The following is a 19169-nucleotide window of genomic DNA, read 5'->3' as shown; positions in this document are numbered from 1 at the left end:
AGAATAACCCGCTCGTTTGATAGTGTGCATCCATCCAGTATTTGGCCGTATACTCCTACGTTTTCGACGCCCGCCAAGCGAGGCCACTTTGGACAAGATCCTGATTCGTGGGGCCCGAACCCACAACCTGAAGAACATCGACCTGACCCTGCCAAGGGACAAACTGATCGTCATCACCGGCCTGTCCGGATCCGGCAAGTCGTCCCTGGCGTTTGACACTTTGTACGCCGAAGGCCAGCGCCGCTACGTCGAATCGCTGTCTGCCTACGCCCGGCAGTTCCTGTCGATGATGGAAAAGCCTGACGTCGACACTATCGAAGGTTTGTCGCCAGCCATTTCCATCGAGCAGAAGTCGACCTCGCACAACCCGCGCTCGACAGTCGGGACCATCACCGAGATCTACGATTACCTGCGCCTGCTGTACGCCCGCGTGGGTATTCCACGCTGCCCGGACCACGATATTCCGCTGGAAGCGCAAACCGTCAGCCAGATGGTCGACCTGGTCCTCGCGCAACCGGAAGGCAGCAAACTCATGTTGCTGGCTCCGGTAATCCGCGAGCGCAAGGGTGAGCATCTTTCGGTCTTCGAGGAACTGCGCGCCCAAGGCTTCGTACGTGCCCGAATCAACGGCCGGCTGTGCGAGCTGGACGAATTGCCGAAGCTGGATAAACAGAAAAAGCATTCGATCGATGTGGTAGTTGACCGCTTCAAGGTCCGCGCCGATCTGCAACAGCGCCTGGCCGAGTCGTTCGAGACCGCGCTGAAGCTGGCCGACGGCATTGCCCTGGTGGCGCCGATGGACGACGAACCCGGTGAAGAGATCATCTTCTCTGCGCGTTTCGCCTGCCCGATCTGCGGCCATGCCATCAGTGAGCTGGAACCCAAGCTGTTCTCCTTCAACAACCCGGCTGGCGCGTGCCCAACGTGCGACGGCCTGGGCGTGAAGCAGTTCTTCGACATCAAGCGCCTGGTCAATGGCGAGCTGACGCTTGCAGAGGGCGCAATACGTGGTTGGGACCGGCGCAATGTCTATTACTTCCAGATGCTCGGGTCATTGGCCTCGCACTACAAATTCAGCCTCGAAGTACCGTTCAATGAGCTGTCGGCCGACCAGCAGAAATTCATTCTGCATGGCAGCGGCTCGCAGAATGTCGACTTCAAATACCTGAACGACCGTGGCGATATCGTCAAACGCTCGCACCCGTTCGAAGGCATCGTGCCGAACCTGGAACGTCGTTATCGCGAGACCGAGTCGGCCTCGGTGCGCGAAGAACTGGCCAAGTTTCTCAGCACCCAACCCTGCCCGGATTGCCGTGGCACCCGTCTGCGTCGTGAGGCGCGGCATGTATGGGTCGGTGAGAAAACCCTGCCGGCAGTGACCAATCTGCCGATCGGTGATGCCTGTGAATATTTCGGCGGGTTGAAGCTGACTGGCCGTCGCGGTGAAATCGCCGACAAGATCCTCAAGGAAATTCGCGAGCGTCTGCAGTTTCTGGTCAACGTGGGTCTGGATTACCTGTCGCTGGATCGCAGCGCGGACACCCTGTCGGGCGGCGAAGCCCAGCGGATTCGCCTGGCCAGCCAGATCGGCGCGGGTTTGGTGGGGGTTCTGTATATCCTTGATGAGCCGTCTATCGGCCTGCATCAACGGGATAACGATCGTTTGCTCGGCACGCTCAAACACCTGCGCGACATCGGTAACACGGTGATCGTGGTAGAGCATGATGAAGACGCAATTCGCCTGGCAGATTACGTGGTGGATATCGGGCCGGGCGCGGGCATACACGGCGGACACATCGTCGCCGAAGGCACGCCAGCCGAGGTCATGGCTCACCCGGACTCGTTGACCGGCAAGTACCTGTCGGGACGCGTGAAGATTGCGGTGCCGGCCAAGCGCACCCCGCGCAACAAGAAGCTGTCGTTGTCCCTCAAGGGCGCGCGCGGCAACAATCTGCGCAATGTCGACCTGGATATCCCGATTGGCTTGTTGACCTGTGTGACCGGCGTGTCCGGCTCGGGCAAATCGACACTGATCAACAACACGCTGTTCCCCCTGAGCGCCACCGCACTGAACGGTGCAACCACGCTTGAAGCTGCAGCGCATGACAGCATCAAGGGCCTGGAGCATCTGGACAAGGTCGTCGACATCGACCAGAGCCCGATCGGTCGCACCCCGCGCTCCAACCCGGCGACCTACACCGGGCTGTTCACACCAATTCGCGAACTGTTTGCCGGAGTACCGGAATCACGATCCCGTGGTTACGGCCCGGGCCGGTTCTCCTTCAACGTCAAGGGCGGCCGCTGCGAAGCGTGTCAGGGCGATGGCCTGATCAAGGTGGAAATGCACTTCCTGCCGGACATCTACGTGCCCTGCGACGTCTGCAAGAGCAAGCGTTACAACCGCGAGACGCTGGAGATCAAGTACAAGGGCAAGAACATCCACGAAACCCTCGAAATGACAATCGAGGAAGCCCGGGTATTCTTCGATGCGGTACCGGCTCTGGCGCGCAAGCTTCAGACATTGATGGACGTGGGTTTGTCGTACATCAAGCTCGGCCAGTCGGCGACCACGCTGTCTGGCGGTGAAGCCCAGCGGGTGAAATTGTCCCGTGAGCTGTCGAAGCGCGATACGGGCAAGACCCTGTATATCCTCGATGAGCCGACTACCGGCCTGCACTTCGCGGATATTCAGCAATTGCTCGACGTACTGCATCGCCTGCGCGACCACGGCAACACCGTGGTGGTGATTGAGCACAACCTGGACGTGATCAAGACGGCTGACTGGTTAGTGGATCTCGGCCCGGAGGGTGGTTCCAAGGGTGGGCAGATCATTGCAGTGGGTACACCGGAAGAAGTGTCGGAGATGAAACAGTCTCACACTGGCTTCTATCTCAAGCCGCTACTGGCTCGCGACCGGGACTGAATCAGGCCCATGAAAAAGCCCCTGTCACTTTGTCGGTGACAGGGGCTTTTTTGTATCTGGATACCCCACCTGTGGGAGCAAAGCTTGCTCGCGACGGCGACCTGAAGAACGCCATCGCGAGCAAGCTTTGCTCCCACAATTTGGATCAGAACTGCGACTGCAGGTAATTCTCCAGTCCAATCAGCTTGATCAGGCCCAACTGCTTCTCAAGCCAGTAGGTGTGATCTTCTTCCGTGTCATTGAGCTGAATACGCAGAATTTCACGGCTGACATAGTCTTTGTGCAGCTCGCAGAGCTCAATGCCCTTGCAGAGCGCAGCGCGAACCTTGTATTCCAGGCGCAGGTCGGCGGCGAGCATGTCCGGCACAGTCGTGCCCACATCCAGATCGTCCGGACGCATGCGCGGGGTACCTTCGAGCATCAGAATGCGGCGCATCAGGGCGTCAGCATGCTGCGCCTCTTCTTCCATCTCGTGGTTGATACGTTCGTAGAGCTCGGTGAAACCCCAGTCCTCGTACATCCGCGAATGGATGAAATATTGATCACGCGCCGCCAGTTCGCCGGTCAGCAACGTGTTGAGGTAATCGATTACGTCTGGGTGGCCTTGCATCGCCCTACATCTCCCTGCTTGAAAGTCTGTAGTTTGAACCAACATGGCCGGAACGTCACTCGCCAGACGCAATAAAAGCGAAGATATTCTGAGAAAACCAGCTTAAAAAACGCAAAAACCGCCCAAATGAGGGCGGTTCTGCTTCTCGTTTAGACTTCGTTAAGCTGTACGTTAAGTGCCTTTGCGATTGCTTCTCCATACGCCGGGTCGGCCTTGAAGAAATGCTGCAGCTGACGGTCGACTACATCACTGGAAACTCCAGACATCGCACCGGCGATATTGCTCACCAGCAGGTGCTTCTGCTCATCGCTCATCAACCGGAACAGCGCACCAGCGTGGCTGTAGTAATCGGTGTCTTCGCGATGATCGTAGCGATCAGCCGCGCCATTGAGCGCAAGAGCAGGCTCGGCATAACGAGGCGCTTGCTTGGGTGCCTCAACGTAGCTGTTCGGCTCATAGTTGGGCGCCGCACCGCCGTTGCTGCCAAACGCCATCGAGCCATCGCGCTGGTAGTTGTTCACCGGGCTGCGTGGTGCATTCACCGGCAGATGCTGGTGGTTGGTACCTATGCGGTAGCGGTGGGCGTCAGCGTAAGCGAACACCCGACCTTGCAGCATACGATCGGGCGAAAGACCAACACCAGGGACCATGTTGCTCGGCCCGAATGCCGCCTGCTCGACTTCGGCAAAGTAGTTCAGAGGATTGCGGTTGAGCTCGAGCTGGCCGACTTCGATCAGCGGAAACTCTTTCTGCGACCAGGTCTTGGTCACGTCGAACGGGTTTTCGTAATGAGCGGCAGCCTGGGCCTCGGTCATAATCTGAATGCACACGCTCCATCTCGGGAAATCACCGCGCTCGATCGCCTCGAACAAATCACGCTGTGCGTAATCGGGATCGGTACCGGCCAGGCGTGCGGCGTCCGCTGGGGCAAGGTTCTTGATCCCTTGCTGGGTTTTGTAATGCCACTTCACCCAATGACGCTCGCCGTTGGCGCTGAGCAGGCTGTAGGTGTGGCTGCCGAAGCCGTGCATGTGACGGTAGCCGTCGGGGATGCCTCGGTCCGAAAACAGGATGGTGACCTGGTGCAGCGCTTCAGGCGAGTGCGACCAGAAGTCCCACATCATCTGCGCGCTTTTCAGGTTGCTCTGCGGCAGACGTTTTTGCGTGTGGATGAAATCAGGGAATTTCAGCGGGTCACGGATGAAGAACACCGGCGTGTTGTTGCCAACGATGTCCCAGTTACCTTCCTCGGTGTAGAACTTCAATGCAAAGCCGCGCGGATCACGCTCGGTGTCGGCCGAACCACGCTCACCGCCTACCGTCGAAAACCGTAGAAAAGTTGGGGTTTGCTTGCCGACAGTCTCGAACAGCTTGGCGCTGGTGTACTGGGTGATGTCGCGAGTTACCGTAAACGTGCCGTAGGCACCTGAACCCTTGGCGTGTACGCGGCGTTCAGGAATGTTTTCACGATTGAAGTGAGCAAGCTTCTCGAGCAGGTGAAAGTCGTCGAGCAGCAGCGGGCCGCGAGGGCCTGCGGAACGGGAATTCTGGTTGTCGGCGACAGGAGCGCCACTGGCGGTGGTAATCGTGTTGTTTTGGCTCATGCGATCTCTTCCTCTGTTCGGTCTTAACCTGCCGGCTAATCGGCTTAGGACTGAGTATTAACCATTCATCGACCTATCCACAAATTCATTAATTTGTTCCGATCAATAGAAAAATACTAACAACAGTCCTGCTGAATGATGAAGCAGCTGGCCGATTGGAACTTGTACAGAGCGCGCATTTATTACAGGCACAAAAAACCGGGCACTAGGCCCGGTTTTTCGTATCTGACGTCTTACTCAGCGGATACAGCTTCACCGCCAGCAGGACGATCAACCAGCTCAACGTACGCCATAGGCGCGTTGTCACCAGTGCGGAAACCGCACTTGAGGATGCGCAGGTAGCCACCCTCACGGGTAGCGTAACGCTTGCCCAGGTCGTTGAAGAGCTTACCAACGATAGCTTTCGAGCGAGTACGGTCGAAAGCCAGACGGCGGTTAGCCAGGCTGTCTGTCTTGGCCAAAGTGATCAGCGGCTCAGCAACGCGACGCAGTTCTTTGGCTTTTGGCAGTGTAGTTTTGATCAGCTCGTGCTCGAACAGCGACACCGCCATGTTTTGAAACATGGCCTTGCGGTGCGAGCTGGTGCGGCTCAGGTGACGACCACTTTTACGATGACGCATGGTTCATTCCTTACCAAACACAACGTTCGGTGATTACGACGATCAGGCAGTCGCCTTGTCGTCCTTCTTAAGACTTGCAGGCGGCCAGTTGTCGAGGCGCATGCCGAGGGACAGACCGCGGGAGGCCAGAACGTCCTTGATTTCAGTCAAGGATTTCTTGCCAAGGTTCGGAGTCTTCAACAGCTCTACTTCGGTACGCTGAATCAGGTCACCGATGTAGTAGATGTTTTCCGCCTTAAGGCAGTTAGCCGAACGTACAGTCAGTTCCAGATCGTCAACCGGGCGAAGCAGGATCGGATCGATCTCGTCTTCCTGCTCAACAACCACTGGCTCACTGTCACCTTTGAGATCGACGAACGCAGCCAACTGCTGTTGCAGGATGGTTGCAGCACGACGGATTGCCTCTTCAGGATCCAGGGTACCGTTGGTTTCCAGATCAATAACCAGCTTGTCCAGGTTAGTACGCTGCTCGACACGGGCGTTTTCCACCACGTATGCGATACGGCGAACCGGGCTGAACGAAGAGTCAAGCTGCAAGCGACCGATGCTGCGGCTTTCGTCTTCATCGCTCTGACGCGAGTCTGCCGGTTCATAACCACGACCACGAGCTACGGTGAGCTTCATGTTCAGGGCGCCGTTAGACGCCAGGTTAGCGATTACGTGATCGGGGTTAACGATCTCGACATCATGATCCAGCTGAATATCGGCAGCGGTAACCACCCCCGAACCCTTCTTCGACAAGGTCAGCGTAACTTCGTCACGACCGTGCAGCTTGATAGCCAGACCTTTAAGGTTCAACAGGATTTCAATTACGTCTTCCTGTACGCCTTCGATGGCGCTGTACTCATGGAGTACACCGTCAATCTCGGCCTCGACTACTGCACAGCCGGGCATTGAGGACAACAGGATGCGTCGCAGCGCGTTGCCCAGGGTGTGGCCGAAACCACGCTCGAGAGGCTCGAGAGTGATCTTGGCGCGGGTTGGACTGACAACCTGCACATCAATATGGCGGGGTGTCAGGAACTCATTTACCGAAATCTGCATGGATGCACCTATTTTCTAGCCCTTACTTGGAGTAGAGCTCGACAATCAGGCTTTCGTTGATGTCGGCGGACAGATCACTGCGAGCTGGAACGTTCTTGAAAACGCCCGACTTCTTCTCAGTGTCTACTTCTACCCATTCTACGCGGCCACGTTGGGCACACAGATCGAGAGCTTGGACAATGCGAAGTTGGTTCTTTGCTTTCTCGCGAATCGCGACCACGTCACCAGCACGAACCTGGTACGACGGCACGTTTACGGTCTGACCGTTAACGCTTACGGATTTGTGCGATACCAGCTGACGGGATTCGGCACGAGTCGAACCAAAGCCCATACGGTATACAACGTTGTCCAGACGGCATTCGAGCAGTTGCAGCAGGTTTTCACCGGTTGCACCTTTCTTGCCAGCAGCTTCTTTGTAGTAGCCGCTGAATTGACGCTCGAGAACGCCGTAGATACGGCGGACCTTCTGCTTTTCACGCAGTTGGGTGCCGTAATCGGACTGGCGACCGCGGCGTTGGCCGTGGATACCAGGTGCTGCTTCAATGTTGCACTTCGATTCGATCGCGCGCACGCCGCTCTTCAGGAAGAGATCGGTGCCTTCGCGACGAGCGAGTTTGCATTTTGGACCAATGTAACGAGCCATTCTTTACAATCTCCTGGATTACACGCGGCGCTTCTTCGGCGGACGGCACCCGTTGTGCGGGATTGGCGTCACGTCGGTGATGCTGGCGATCTTATAGCCGCAGCCGTTCAAAGCACGGACAGCGGACTCACGACCTGGACCTGGACCTTTGACGTTAACGTCGAGGTTTTTCAGGCCATATTCCAGCGCAGCTTGACCAGCACGTTCAGCAGCTACTTGAGCAGCAAACGGGGTGGACTTGCGGGAACCGCGGAAACCCGAACCACCGGAGGTAGCCCAGGAAAGAGCGTTGCCTTGACGGTCGGTGATGGTCACGATTGTGTTGTTAAAAGAAGCATGGATGTGGGCGATGCCATCAACCACTGTCTTTTTAACTTTTTTACGAGGACGAGCAGCAGGTTTTGCCATGATAATTTTCCTGTCGATTCGCTGGGGCGATTACTTGCGGATCGGCTTACGCGGACCTTTACGGGTACGCGCGTTAGTCTTGGTACGCTGACCGCGCACTGGAAGACCACGACGATGACGCAGACCGCGATAGCAACCGAGGTCCATCAAACGCTTGATTTTCATGTTGATTTCGCGACGCAGGTCACCTTCAGTGGTGAACTTCGCCACTTCGCCACGCAGCTGTTCAATCTGCTCGTCGCTCAGATCTTTGATCTTTGCAGCTGGGTTTACCCCAGCAACCGCACAGATCTTCTGTGCAGTAGTGCGACCAACACCATAGATGTAGGTCAGCGAGATAACAGTATGCTTGTTATCTGGAATGTTAACGCCTGCAATACGGGCCATTCAGTGGGACTCCAATTGACAGCTACCTACGCCCCGGAAGCCAAGAAATAGGGCGCGAGATAATATCGCTGTAATAACAAATAATCAACCCGGTAGCGCACTAGCTACCGGGCTTGAAGCACAATCACACTCAGCCTTGGCGCTGTTTGTGACGCGGTTCCGCGCTGCAAATTACTCGAACAACACCTTCGCGGCGAATAATCTTGCAGTTGCGGCACAGCTTTTTCACCGATGCACGAACTTTCATCACCAACTCCTCGAACCTTATGGGTACTCAGCGCAACATGCCGCTGCCGTAACCCTTCAGGTTGGCTTTCTTCATCAGGGATTCGTACTGGTGCGAAACGAGGTGCGATTGTACTTGGGACATGAAGTCCATCACAACCACCACGACGATCAGCAACGAGGTCCCGCCAAGGTAGAACGGAACGTTTGCCGCTACCACCAGGAACTGGGGCAACAGACATACGGCCGTCATATATAGAGCACCGAACAGGGTCAAACGGGTCAGAACGCCATCAATGTAGCGCGCCGACTGCTCGCCTGGACGGATGCCCGGAATAAAGGCACCGGACTTCTTCAGGTTTTCCGCTACGTCTTTCGGATTGAACATCAACGCCGTATAGAAGAAGCAGAAGAAAATAATCCCTGCACTAAACAGCAGAATATTCAACGGCTGACCAGGAGCGATCGACTGCGAGATGTCCTGCAACCAGCCCATACCTTCAGACTGACCGAACCAGGTACCCAACGAAGCCGGGAACAGCAAAATGCTGCTCGCGAAAATAGCCGGGATAACACCGGCCATGTTCACCTTCAGCGGCAAGTGGCTAGTCTGCGCAGCGAAGACCTTGCGGCCCTGCTGACGCTTGGCGTAGTGAACAGCAATACGACGCTGACCACGCTCAATGAACACCACAAAACCGATAATCGCTACTGCCAGCAAACCGATCGCAACCAGGGCGAAAATGTTGATGTCACCCTGACGCGCAGACTCGAAAGACTGCCCGATCGCTCTCGGAAGACCGGCGACGATACCTGCGAAAATCAACATCGAGATACCGTTGCCTACACCACGCTCAGTAATCTGCTCACCCAGCCACATCATGAACATCGCACCAGCCACAAAAGTGGATACCGCGACGAAATGGAAGCCAAAATCAGCAGTGAACGATACGCCCTGCCCCGCCAGACCAATGGACATGCCAATGGCCTGAACGAGAGCGAGAACGACAGTGCCGTAGCGGGTGTACTGAGCAATCTTGCGACGCCCAGCTTCACCTTCCTTCTTCAACTGTTCCAGCTGTGGGCTGACGGCGGTCATCAGTTGCATGATGATCGATGCCGAAATGTACGGCATGATCCCCAGTGCAAAGATGCTCATCCGTTCCAGCGCACCGCCGGAAAACATGTTGAACAAGCTAAGAATGGTCCCCTCATTCTGTCGAAACAGGTCCGCGAGTCGGTCCGGGTTGATACCTGGAACCGGGATGTGTGCGCCTATTCGGTAGACGATAATCGCCAGGAACAGAAAACGCAGACGAGCCCAGAGTTCAGACATACCGCCTTTGCCGAGCGCAGAGAGAGCACCTTGCTTAGCCATTTATTCCTCGAACTTGCCGCCAGCTGCTTCGATAGCCGCACGCGCACCTTTGGTGGCGCCGATTCCCTTTCCGATGGTAACAGCGCGAGTAACTTCGCCGGACAGCATGATTTTCACACGCTGAACGTTGACGTTGATCACGTTGGCATCTTTCAGGGACTGCACGGTGACGATGTCGCCTTCCACTTTAGCCAGCTCGGACAGACGCACTTCTGCGCGGTCCATGGCTTTCAGGGAAACGAAACCGAACTTCGGCAGGCGACGATGCAGCGGCTGTTGACCGCCTTCAAAGCCTGGAGCAATGGTGCCACCGGAGCGGGAGGACTGACCTTTGTGGCCACGGCCACCGGTCTTGCCCAAACCACTACCGATACCACGGCCCGGACGATGCTTTTCGCGACGGGAACCCGGCGCTGGACTCAGATCATTGAGTTTCATCGATTAACCCTCGACACGCAGCATGTAGTAAGCCTTGTTGATCATCCCGCGATTCTCGGGAGTATCAAGTACTTCTACAGTGTGACCGATGCGACGCAGACCCAGACCCTTAACGCACAGTTTGTGGTTAGGGATGCGGCCGGTCATGCTTTTGATCAGCGTTACTTTAACGGTAGCCATGATCAGAAGATCTCCTTGACGCTTTTGCCACGCTTGGCGGCAATGGATTCAGGAGATTGCATAGCTTTCAAACCTTTGAAAGTGGCGTGAACCACGTTTACCGGGTTAGTCGAGCCGTAGCACTTGGCCAGAACGTTCTGAACACCAGCAACTTCGAGGACAGCACGCATAGCGCCGCCAGCGATGATACCGGTACCTTCAGAAGCAGGCTGCATGTACACCTTCGAAGCGCCGTGAGCGGACTTCATAGCGTACTGCAGAGTGGTGCCGTTCAGGTCAACTTGGATCATGTTGCGGCGAGCAGCTTCCATTGCCTTCTGGATCGCAGCAGGCACTTCACGCGACTTGCCACGGCCGAAGCCAACGCGCCCTTTACCATCACCCACCACGGTCAACGCGGTGAAAGTGAAGATACGGCCGCCTTTAACGGTTTTGGCTACGCGGTTAACTTGAACCAGCTTCTCGATGTAGCCTTCGTCGCGCTTTTGGTCGTTATTTGACATAACTTAGAACTCCAGCCCAGCTTCACGAGCAGCATCAGCCAGCGCTTTAACGCGGCCGTGGTACTTGAAGCCAGAGCGGTCGAAAGCCACTTGCGAGACGCCAGCGGCCTTAGCACGCGTAGCGACCAGCTGGCCAACCTTTGTGGCCGCGTCGATGTTGCCAGTGGCACCATCACGCAGTTCTTTATCCAAAGTCGAGGCAGATGCCAGAACTTTGTTGCCGTCGGCCGAAATGACCTGGGCGTAGATGTGCTGCGACGAGCGGAACACGCAGAGACGCACGACTTCGAGTTCGTGCATTTTCAGGCGTGCTTTGCGAGCGCGACGCAGTCGAGTAACTTTTTTGTCGGTCATTTGCTATGCCCTACTTCTTCTTGGCTTCTTTACGACGGACGACTTCGTCCGCGTAGCGCACACCTTTGCCTTTGTACGGCTCTGGTGGACGGAAGTCGCGGATCTCGGCGGCCACTTGACCTACCAGCTGCTTGTCGATGCCCTTGATCAGGATATCGGTCTGGCTAGGAGTCTCAGCGGTGATGCCTTCCGGCAGTTCATAATCCACTGGGTGCGAGAAGCCAAGAGCCAGATTCAGCACTGTGCCTTTTGCTTGCGCTTTGTAACCAACACCGACCAGCTGGAGCTTACGCTCGAAGCCTTGGCTTACGCCTTGGACCATGTTGTTTACCAACGCACGAGTGGTACCAGCCATTGCGCGAGTTTGTTGATCGCCATTGCGAGCAGCGAAACGCAGCTCACCAGCTTCTTCAACGATCTCAACGGACGAATGGATGTTCAGTTCGAGAGTGCCCTTGGCACCCTTCACCGAAAGCTGTTGGCCTGCGAATTTGACTTCGACACCGGCTGGCAGCTTAACGGGGTTCTTAGCGACGCGTGACATGCTTATCCCCCCTTAGAACACAGTGCAAAGAACTTCGCCGCCGACACCGGCAGCGCGCGCAGCACGATCCGTCATCACACCTTTGTTGGTGGAGACGATAGACACACCGAGACCGCCACGAACTTTTGGCAGATCATCGACGGACTTGTACTGACGCAGGCCTGGACGGCTAACGCGCTTCACTTCTTCGATGACCGGACGGCCTTCGAAATATTTCAGCTCGATAGACAGCAGTGGTTTTGTTTCGCTGCTGATCTGATAACCCGCGATGTAACCTTCGTCCTTCAGGACTTTAGCTACAGCCACCTTCAACGTGGAAGAAGGCATGCTTACGACGGACTTTTCAGCCATCTGGGCATTACGGATTCGAGTTAGCATGTCCGCTAACGGGTCCTGCATACTCATGGGCTAGACGCTCCTAATACAAAAAAATAAGCCTTGCGGCTACTACCTTCGCCGAGAAACTCCATGCGAAAAAAGCACGGGCTCAGGCGAGCCGGGTATTCTAGACACACCCCACAAATGAATCAAGCCCCAAAAGGGGCTTGATTCAAGTTCAAGGTCACCGGTGGTCAGGAACTCGCGCTTCTGGACACCGGGACTTCGATATTGCTTACCAGCTGGCTTTAACCAGACCAGGTACGTCACCACGCATTGCAGCTTCACGCAGTTTGTTACGGCCGAGGCCGAACTTGCGGTAAACGCCGTGTGGACGACCGGTCAGGCGGCAGCGGTTACGCATGCGCGAAGCGCTTGCGTCACGTGGCTGCTTCTGCAGAGCTACTGTAGCTTCCCAACGTGCTTCTGGACTTGCGTTCAGATCAACGATGATAGCTTTCAGTGCTGCACGCTTCTTGGCGTACTTGGCAACCGTGAGCTGACGTTTCAGCTCGCGGTTTTTCATGCTCATCTTGGCCATTTTCCTACTCCAATCAGTTGCGGAACGGGAATTTGAAAGCACGCAACAGGGCGCGACCTTCATCATCGTTCTTGGCAGTGGTGGTCAGGGTAATGTCCAGACCGCGGAGAGCATCGATCTTGTCGTAGTCGATTTCCGGGAAGATGATCTGCTCTTTAACGCCCATGCTGTAGTTACCACGACCATCGAAGGACTTGGCATTCAGGCCGCGGAAGTCGCGGACCCGAGGCAGGGAGATCGACAGCAGACGATCCAGGAATTCGTACATACGCTCACGGCGCAGGGTCACTTTGACGCCGATCGGCCAACCTTCACGGACTTTAAAGCCAGCGATGGATTTCCGAGCGTAAGTCACAACGACTTTCTGACCGGTGATCTTTTCCAGGTCGGCAACAGCGTGCTCGATGACTTTTTTGTCACCGACTGCTTCGCCCAGACCCATGTTCAGGGTGATCTTTGTTACGCGTGGAACTTCCATCACGTTCGAAAGCTTAAGTTCTTCCTTAAGTTTCGGTGCGATTTCTTTCCAGTAAATCTCTTTTAGTCGTGCCATGGTCTCATCTACCTAGCAGTGTTCAAGCATCAACCGCTTTTTGGGTCGACTTGAAGACACGAATTTTCTTGCCGTCTTCTACTTTGAAACCAACGCGATCAGCCTTGTTGGTTTCGCCGTTGAAAATGGCGACGTTAGAAGCGTCCAGTGGAGCTTCTTTTTCGACGATACCGCCTTGTACGCCCGACATCGGGTTAGGCTTGGTATGACGCTTAACCAGGTTCAGACCGCCGATAACCAGACGGTTATTAGCGAGAACCTTAAGCACCTTACCGCGCTTACCTTTGTCTTTGCCGGCGATCACGATGATCTCGTCGTCACGACGAATCTTTTGCATGTCGGATCTCCTTACAGCACTTCTGGGGCGAGCGAGACGATCTTCATGAACTTCTCAGTACGAAGTTCACGGGTCACTGGCCCAAAGATACGGGTGCCGATCGGCTCTTGCTTGTTGTTCAGAAGAACAGCAGCGTTGCCATCAAAGCGGATAATGGAGCCATCAGCACGACGTACGCCGTGACGAGTGCGGACTACAACAGCAGTCATCACTTGGCCTTTTTTCACTTTACCGCGAGGAATTGCTTCCTTCACGGTAACTTTGATGATGTCACCGATACCAGCGTAACGACGATGGGAGCCACCCAGCACCTTGATGCACATAACGCGGCGTGCGCCGCTGTTATCGGCCACATCGAGCATGGATTGAGTCTGAATCATATAATTTCTCCGACCCCTAGTCCTTAGACTTCCACAGCGCGTTCGAGAACATCAACCAGCGCCCAAGACTTGGTCTTGGCCAAAGGACGAGTTTCACGAATAGTGACTTTGTCGCCGATGTGGCACTGATTGGTTTCGTCGTGCGCGTGCAGCTTAGTCGAACGCTTAACGTATTTACCGTAGATCGGGTGCTTTACGCGACGCTCGATCAGAACGGTGATGGTCTTGTCCATTTTGTCGCTGACAACACGGCCAGTCAGCGTACGGACGGTTTTTTCGGCTTCAGCCATGATTACTTACCTGCCTGCTGTTTGAGCACAGTCTTCACGCGAGCGATGTCACGCTTAACTTGCCGGAGCAGGTGAGACTGCCCCAACTGGCCAGTTGCTTTCTGCATACGCAGATTGAACTGGTCGCGCAGCAGGCCGAGCAGTTGCTCGTTAAGCTGCGGCGCGTCTTTTTCACGAAGTTCGTTCGCTTTCATCACATCACCGTCCGTTTAACGAAGGCGGTGGCGAGCGGCAGCTTTGCAGCAGCCAGGGCAAATGCCTCACGCGCCAGCTCTTCAGAAACACCCTCGATTTCATACAGGACTTTGCCTGGCTGAATCTGGGCAACCCAGTACTCCACAGAACCCTTACCTTTACCCATCCGAACTTCGAGTGGCTTCTTGGAAATAGGCTTGTCCGGGAATACACGGATCCAGATCTTGCCGCCACGTTTAACGTGACGAGTCAGTGCACGACGCGCTGACTCGATCTGACGAGCGGTGAGACGACCACGAGCTACAGACTTCAGCGCATATTCGCCGAAGCTGACTTTGCTACCGCGCTGAGCCAAGCCACGGTTGTGGCCAGTCATCTGCTTGCGGAACTTCGTACGCTTTGGTTGCAACATTTGGCGTACCCCTTACTTAGCAGCTTTTTTACGAGGCGCTGGTGCTTGTGGTTTCAGTTCTTCTTGGCGACCACCAATTACTTCGCCTTTGAAGATCCAAACCTTTACACCGATCACACCATAAGTGGTGTGAGCTTCGTAGTTGGCATAGTCGATGTCGGCACGCAGGGTGTGCAGTGGCACACGACCTTCGCGATACCATTCAGTACGTGCGATTTCAGCACCGCCGAGACGACCGCTCACTTGGATTTTGATGCCTTTGGCACCAATGCGCATGGCGTTCTGTACAGCGCGCTTCATAGCGCGACGGAACATTACGCGACGCTCCAGCTGCTGAGCTACGCTCTGCGCAACCAACATACCGTCGAGTTCCGGCTTGCGGATTTCTTCGATATTGATGTGCACAGGCACACCCATTTGCTTGGTCAGGTCCTGACGCAGTTTCTCAACATCTTCACCTTTCTTCCCGATAACGATACCTGGACGAGCGGTGTGGATGGTGATACGTGCTGTTTGGGCCGGACGATGGATATCGATACGGCTTACGGACGCGCTTTTTAGTTTGTCTTGGAGATACTCACGCACCTTCAGATCAGCGAACAAATAGTCCGCATAAGTCCGACCGTCTGCGTACCAGACGGAGGTGTGCTCCTTGACGATTCCCAGGCGAATGCCAATGGGATGTACTTTCTGACCCATCTCTTCGACTCCGTTACTTGTCAGCAACCTTGACAGTGATATGGCAAGACCGCTTGACGATGCGATCAGCACGGCCTTTGGCACGTGGCATGATTCGCTTCAGCGAACGCCCTTCGTTGACGAAAACGGTGCTGACTTTAAGGTCATCAACGTCTGCGCCTTCGTTATGCTCGGCGTTGGCTACGGCCGACTCCAGCACTTTCTTCATGATCTCGGCGGCTTTCTTACTGCTGAAAGCCAACAGGTTGAGCGCTTCGCCCACCTTCTTCCCGCGGATCTGGTCGGCGACCAAGCGGGCTTTCTGGGCGGAGATTCGAGCGCCCGACAACTTAGCGGCTACTTCCATTTCCTAACCCCTTAACGCTTGGCTTTCTTGTCTGCCACGTGCCCACGGTAAGTGCGGGTACCGGCAAACTCGCCTAGTTTGTGGCCGACCATGTCTTCGTTCACGAGAACTGGGACATGGAGACGACCGTTGTGTACAGCGATGGTCAGACCGACCATTTGTGGCAGGATCATCGAACGACGCGACCAGGTTTTCACCGGTTTGCGATCATTCTTTTCCGCCGCCACTTCGATCTTCTTCAGTAGGTGAAGATCAATAAAAGGACCTTTTTTCAGAGAACGTGGCACTGTCGTATCCCTCTATTTACTTGCGACGACGGACGATCATTTTGTCGGTACGCTTATTACCACGAGTCTTCGCGCCCTTAGTCGGGAAGCCCCATGGCGATACCGGATGACGACCACCAGAGGTACGACCTTCACCACCACCATGTGGGTGGTCAACCGGGTTCATGGCAACACCACGAACGGTTGGGCGAACGCCACGCCAGCGTTTGGCACCAGCTTTACCCAGCGAACGCAGGCTGTGCTCGGAGTTCGAGACTTCACCCAGGGTCGCGCGGCATTCAGCCAGCACTTTACGCATCTCACCAGAACGCAGACGCAGGGTCACGTAGACACCTTCACGAGCGATCAGCTGAGCCGAAGCACCAGCGGAACGAGCGATTTGCGCGCCTTTACCTGGCTTCAATTCGATGCCGTGTACGGTACTACCAACTGGAATGCTGCGCAGTTGCAACTGGTTGCCCGGCTTGATCGGAGCCAAAGCACCCGAAATCAGCTGGTCGCCAGCGCTCACGCCTTTAGGGGCGATGATGTAACGGCGTTCGCCGTCTGCGTACAGCATAAGAGCAATGTGAGCAGTACGGTTTGGATCGTATTCGATACGCTCGACAGTGGCTGGAATGCCATCTTTGTCGTTGCGACGGAAATCGACCAGACGATAATGCTGCTTATGGCCACCACCGATGTGACGAGTGGTAATACGACCATTGTTGTTACGACCACCAGACTTCGATTTCTTCTCGAGCAGCGGTGCGTGAGGAGCGCCTTTATGCAGCTCCTGGTTGACCACCTTGACCACATGACGGCGGCCAGGGGAAGTCGGTTTGCATTTAACGATTGCCATGATGCACCCCTTCCTTACTCAGCACTGCTGCTGAAATCGAGATCTTGGCCTGGCTGAAGGGAGATAACTGCCTTCTTCCAGTCATTACGCTTGCCCAGACCGCGAGCAGTGCGCTTGCTCTTACCCAGAACATTCAGGGTAGTAACACGCTCTACTTTCACGCTGAACAGGCTTTCGACGGCCTTCTTGATTTCCAGCTTGGTTGCATCAGTAGCAACCTTGAAAACGAACTGGCCTTTCTTGTCAGCCAGAACCGTAGCCTTCTCGGAAACGTGCGGGCCAAGCAGAACTTTAAATACGCGTTCCTGGTTCATCCCAGCAGCTCCTCGAATTTCTTCACGGCCGACACGGTGATCAACACCTTGTCGTATGCGATCAGACTAACTGGATCGGAACCTTGCACGTCACGTACATCGACGTGTGGCAGGTTACGAGCAGCCAGGTACAGGTTCTGATCAACAGCGTCCGACACGATCAGAACGTCGGTCAGGCTCATGTTGTTCAGTTTGCCCAGCAGGTCTTTGGTTTTCGGCGATTCAACGGCGAAATCCTGAACCACGACCAGACGATCAGTACGCACCAGCTCAGCAAGGATGGAACGCATTGCTGCGCGATACATCTTCTTGTTCAGCTTCTGGGAGTGATCCTGTGGACGAGCTGCGAAAGTGGTACCGCCGCCACGCCAGATTGGGCTACGGATAGTACCGGCACGCGCACGGCCAGTACCTTTCTGACGCCATGGGCGCTTACCGCCACCACGAACGTCGGAACGGGTCTTTTGCTGCTTGGTACCTTGACGGCCGCCGGCCATGTAGGCCACGACTGCTTGGTGAACCAGCGTCTCGTTGAACTCGCCGCCAAACGTCAGTTCGGAAACTTCGATCGCTTGAGCGTCATTTACATTTAATTGCATGTCAGCTTCCCCTTAACCGCGAGCCTTGGCTGCTGGACGTACAACCAAGTTGCCGCCAGTAGCGCCAGGAACAGCGCCCTTGACCAACAACAGATTGCGTTCAGCGTCCACGCGCACTACTTCGAGGGACTGCACGGTCACGCGCTCAGCGCCCATATGACCGGACATTTTTTTGCCCTTGAATACACGACCAGGAGTCTGGCACTGGCCGATAGAGCCTGGAACGCGGTGGGACACGGAGTTACCGTGGGTATTATCTTGCCCGCGGAAGTTCCAACGCTTGATCGTACCCTGGAAGCCTTTACCTTTGGACTGACCGGTTACATCAACCAGTTGACCAGCGGCGAAGATTTCAGCGTTGATCAGATCGCCGGCCTGGTACTCGCCTTCTTCAAGGCGGAATTCCATTACGGTACGACCAGCGGCTACGTTCGCTTTAGCGAAGTGGCCAGCCTGAGCAGCTGTAACACGCGAAGCACGACGCTCGCCTACAGTGACTTGCACTGCACGATAGCCATCGGTTTCTTCAGTTTTGAACTGGGTGACGCGATTCGGCTCGATCTCAATGACCGTGACCGGAATGGAGACACCTTCTTCGGTGAAAATACGGGTCATACCGCATTTACGACCGACTACACCAATAGTCATGTTGTAAACCTCATGAGTGTACGGGGCTTTCACCCGCTATGGCCGCCCATTTCAGAGCGTTACACGACTAAGACCGAGTCTTAGCCGAGGCTGATCTGCACTTCCACACCGGCCGCAAGATCAAGCTTCATAAGCGCATCAACGGTTTTATCCGTTGGCTGGACGATGTCCAGAACGCGTTTATGAGTACGGATCTCGTACTGGTCACGCGCGTCTTTGTTGACGTGCGGGGAGACCAGAACGGTGAACCGCTCTTTACGGGTAGGCAGTGGAATTGGACCACGCACTTGAGCACCAGTACGTTTCGCGGTTTCCACGATTTCCTGGGTGGATTGGTCGATCAGGCGATGGTCAAAAGCCTTCAACCTGATACGGATTTGCTGATTTTGCATTGGATTTCAGACTCCGGCTGCTATTCCCAGCGAGCGCAATACGCCCGTTAAAAGGAGGCGCAATTCTATAGACGGGCTACTACAGTGTCAACCCAA

At 55.4% G+C, this 19169-nt stretch carries 31 protein-coding genes; 1 reads left to right on the top strand and 30 read right to left on the bottom strand.

The window, feature by feature from the left end; all coding sequences use genetic code 11:
- The first annotated feature begins 88 nt into the window (after positions 1 to 88).
- A complete protein-coding gene (uvrA, locus tag ACYZTK_RS18300) occupies positions 89 to 2923 on the top strand; it encodes an excinuclease ABC subunit UvrA (RefSeq protein WP_462011133.1) in 2835 nt (944 codons plus the stop codon).
- A 145-nt stretch (positions 2924 to 3068) separates the two neighbouring features.
- On the opposite strand, the gene bfr is transcribed toward uvrA, so the two are convergent.
- The 30 genes from bfr to rpsJ form a co-directional block, all read right to left on the bottom strand.
- Complete coding sequence (bfr, locus tag ACYZTK_RS18295; RefSeq protein WP_007933692.1) at positions 3069 to 3533, bottom strand: bacterioferritin; 465 nt, start codon at positions 3531 to 3533, stop codon at positions 3069 to 3071.
- A gap of 149 nt (positions 3534 to 3682) precedes the next feature.
- Positions 3683 to 5137 (bottom strand): catalase, encoded by a 1455-nt coding sequence (locus tag ACYZTK_RS18290; RefSeq protein ID WP_462011132.1) that lies wholly within the window; start codon positions 5135 to 5137, stop codon positions 3683 to 3685.
- A gap of 233 nt (positions 5138 to 5370) precedes the next feature.
- On the bottom strand, positions 5371 to 5757 hold the full coding sequence (rplQ, locus tag ACYZTK_RS18285; RefSeq protein WP_008145500.1) for a 50S ribosomal protein L17: 387 nt from the start codon (positions 5755 to 5757) through the stop codon (positions 5371 to 5373).
- Positions 5758 to 5799: 42 nt separating this feature from the next.
- The gene (locus tag ACYZTK_RS18280; RefSeq protein WP_003186012.1) at positions 5800 to 6801 is read right to left on the bottom strand and encodes a DNA-directed RNA polymerase subunit alpha; all 1002 of its coding nucleotides are present in this window, start codon (positions 6799 to 6801) and stop codon (positions 5800 to 5802) included.
- A gap of 22 nt (positions 6802 to 6823) precedes the next feature.
- The gene (gene rpsD / locus ACYZTK_RS18275; RefSeq protein ID WP_003210056.1) at positions 6824 to 7444 is read right to left on the bottom strand and encodes a 30S ribosomal protein S4; all 621 of its coding nucleotides are present in this window, start codon (positions 7442 to 7444) and stop codon (positions 6824 to 6826) included.
- 18 nt (positions 7445 to 7462) lie between these two features.
- Positions 7463 to 7852, bottom strand: coding sequence for a 30S ribosomal protein S11 (rpsK, locus tag ACYZTK_RS18270; protein WP_002555466.1), 390 nt, complete (start codon positions 7850 to 7852; stop codon positions 7463 to 7465).
- Positions 7853 to 7882: 30 nt separating this feature from the next.
- A complete protein-coding gene (rpsM, locus tag ACYZTK_RS18265; protein ID WP_003194635.1) occupies positions 7883 to 8239 on the bottom strand; it encodes a 30S ribosomal protein S13 in 357 nt (118 codons plus the stop codon).
- Positions 8240 to 8369: 130 nt separating this feature from the next.
- Positions 8370 to 8486, bottom strand: a complete 117-nt coding sequence (rpmJ, locus tag ACYZTK_RS18260) for a 50S ribosomal protein L36 (protein ID WP_002555468.1) — start codon at positions 8484 to 8486, stop codon at positions 8370 to 8372.
- 27 nt (positions 8487 to 8513) lie between these two features.
- Positions 8514 to 9842, bottom strand: a complete 1329-nt coding sequence (gene secY, locus ACYZTK_RS18255; RefSeq protein WP_462011131.1) for a preprotein translocase subunit SecY — start codon at positions 9840 to 9842, stop codon at positions 8514 to 8516.
- Positions 9843 to 10280 carry a 50S ribosomal protein L15 gene (gene rplO, locus ACYZTK_RS18250; RefSeq protein ID WP_007896782.1) on the bottom strand — a complete coding sequence of 146 codons (438 nt, stop codon included), beginning with the start codon at positions 10278 to 10280 and terminating at the stop codon, positions 9843 to 9845.
- Between the two features lie 3 nt (positions 10281 to 10283).
- Positions 10284 to 10460, bottom strand: coding sequence for a 50S ribosomal protein L30 (rpmD, locus tag ACYZTK_RS18245; RefSeq protein WP_003186033.1), 177 nt, complete (start codon positions 10458 to 10460; stop codon positions 10284 to 10286).
- A 2-nt stretch (positions 10461 to 10462) separates the two neighbouring features.
- The gene (rpsE, locus tag ACYZTK_RS18240) at positions 10463 to 10963 is read right to left on the bottom strand and encodes a 30S ribosomal protein S5 (RefSeq protein WP_003186035.1); all 501 of its coding nucleotides are present in this window, start codon (positions 10961 to 10963) and stop codon (positions 10463 to 10465) included.
- Between the two features lie 3 nt (positions 10964 to 10966).
- Positions 10967 to 11317 (bottom strand): 50S ribosomal protein L18, encoded by a 351-nt coding sequence (rplR, locus tag ACYZTK_RS18235; RefSeq protein WP_003186037.1) that lies wholly within the window; start codon positions 11315 to 11317, stop codon positions 10967 to 10969.
- Between the two features lie 10 nt (positions 11318 to 11327).
- A complete protein-coding gene (gene rplF, locus ACYZTK_RS18230) occupies positions 11328 to 11861 on the bottom strand; it encodes a 50S ribosomal protein L6 (RefSeq protein ID WP_003176412.1) in 534 nt (177 codons plus the stop codon).
- Between the two features lie 12 nt (positions 11862 to 11873).
- The gene (rpsH, locus tag ACYZTK_RS18225; RefSeq protein ID WP_008065722.1) at positions 11874 to 12266 is read right to left on the bottom strand and encodes a 30S ribosomal protein S8; all 393 of its coding nucleotides are present in this window, start codon (positions 12264 to 12266) and stop codon (positions 11874 to 11876) included.
- A gap of 208 nt (positions 12267 to 12474) precedes the next feature.
- Entirely contained in the window at positions 12475 to 12780 is a 306-nt protein-coding gene (gene rpsN, locus ACYZTK_RS18220) for a 30S ribosomal protein S14 (RefSeq protein ID WP_003176414.1), read from the bottom strand.
- Positions 12781 to 12793: 13 nt separating this feature from the next.
- Positions 12794 to 13333 carry a 50S ribosomal protein L5 gene (gene rplE / locus ACYZTK_RS18215; protein ID WP_003176415.1) on the bottom strand — a complete coding sequence of 180 codons (540 nt, stop codon included), beginning with the start codon at positions 13331 to 13333 and terminating at the stop codon, positions 12794 to 12796.
- 22 nt (positions 13334 to 13355) lie between these two features.
- The gene (gene rplX, locus ACYZTK_RS18210; RefSeq protein ID WP_003176416.1) at positions 13356 to 13670 is read right to left on the bottom strand and encodes a 50S ribosomal protein L24; all 315 of its coding nucleotides are present in this window, start codon (positions 13668 to 13670) and stop codon (positions 13356 to 13358) included.
- Positions 13671 to 13681: 11 nt separating this feature from the next.
- Positions 13682 to 14050, bottom strand: a complete 369-nt coding sequence (gene rplN, locus ACYZTK_RS18205; RefSeq protein ID WP_002555479.1) for a 50S ribosomal protein L14 — start codon at positions 14048 to 14050, stop codon at positions 13682 to 13684.
- A gap of 23 nt (positions 14051 to 14073) precedes the next feature.
- Positions 14074 to 14340 (bottom strand): 30S ribosomal protein S17, encoded by a 267-nt coding sequence (gene rpsQ, locus ACYZTK_RS18200; RefSeq protein ID WP_003176419.1) that lies wholly within the window; start codon positions 14338 to 14340, stop codon positions 14074 to 14076.
- A 2-nt stretch (positions 14341 to 14342) separates the two neighbouring features.
- A complete protein-coding gene (rpmC, locus tag ACYZTK_RS18195) occupies positions 14343 to 14534 on the bottom strand; it encodes a 50S ribosomal protein L29 (RefSeq protein ID WP_008030901.1) in 192 nt (63 codons plus the stop codon).
- Positions 14534 to 14947 carry a 50S ribosomal protein L16 gene (rplP, locus tag ACYZTK_RS18190; RefSeq protein ID WP_007943783.1) on the bottom strand — a complete coding sequence of 138 codons (414 nt, stop codon included), beginning with the start codon at positions 14945 to 14947 and terminating at the stop codon, positions 14534 to 14536. The genes rpmC and rplP overlap by 1 nt, the downstream gene beginning before the upstream one ends.
- A 12-nt stretch (positions 14948 to 14959) precedes the next feature.
- Complete coding sequence (gene rpsC / locus ACYZTK_RS18185) at positions 14960 to 15646, bottom strand: 30S ribosomal protein S3 (RefSeq protein WP_003176422.1); 687 nt, start codon at positions 15644 to 15646, stop codon at positions 14960 to 14962.
- Positions 15647 to 15659: 13 nt separating this feature from the next.
- The gene (rplV, locus tag ACYZTK_RS18180; protein WP_003103908.1) at positions 15660 to 15992 is read right to left on the bottom strand and encodes a 50S ribosomal protein L22; all 333 of its coding nucleotides are present in this window, start codon (positions 15990 to 15992) and stop codon (positions 15660 to 15662) included.
- Positions 15993 to 16003: 11 nt separating this feature from the next.
- The gene (rpsS, locus tag ACYZTK_RS18175) at positions 16004 to 16279 is read right to left on the bottom strand and encodes a 30S ribosomal protein S19 (protein ID WP_003232420.1); all 276 of its coding nucleotides are present in this window, start codon (positions 16277 to 16279) and stop codon (positions 16004 to 16006) included.
- 16 nt (positions 16280 to 16295) lie between these two features.
- Entirely contained in the window at positions 16296 to 17120 is an 825-nt protein-coding gene (gene rplB / locus ACYZTK_RS18170; protein WP_462011130.1) for a 50S ribosomal protein L2, read from the bottom strand.
- Positions 17121 to 17134: 14 nt separating this feature from the next.
- Complete coding sequence (rplW, locus tag ACYZTK_RS18165; RefSeq protein WP_002555488.1) at positions 17135 to 17434, bottom strand: 50S ribosomal protein L23; 300 nt, start codon at positions 17432 to 17434, stop codon at positions 17135 to 17137.
- The gene (gene rplD / locus ACYZTK_RS18160) at positions 17431 to 18033 is read right to left on the bottom strand and encodes a 50S ribosomal protein L4 (protein WP_462011129.1); all 603 of its coding nucleotides are present in this window, start codon (positions 18031 to 18033) and stop codon (positions 17431 to 17433) included. The genes rplW and rplD overlap by 4 nt, the downstream gene beginning before the upstream one ends.
- 12 nt (positions 18034 to 18045) lie before the next feature.
- Positions 18046 to 18681, bottom strand: a complete 636-nt coding sequence (gene rplC, locus ACYZTK_RS18155) for a 50S ribosomal protein L3 (RefSeq protein WP_003186059.1) — start codon at positions 18679 to 18681, stop codon at positions 18046 to 18048.
- 80 nt (positions 18682 to 18761) lie between these two features.
- Complete coding sequence (rpsJ, locus tag ACYZTK_RS18150) at positions 18762 to 19073, bottom strand: 30S ribosomal protein S10 (RefSeq protein WP_003186070.1); 312 nt, start codon at positions 19071 to 19073, stop codon at positions 18762 to 18764.
- Between the last annotated feature and the right edge of the window lie 96 nt (positions 19074 to 19169).

The sequence above is a fragment of the Pseudomonas sp. LB3P31 genome (assembly GCF_054897945.1).
Note: the sequence above shows the minus strand (reverse complement) of the source record. Positions and strands in the feature narration are given on the sequence as shown.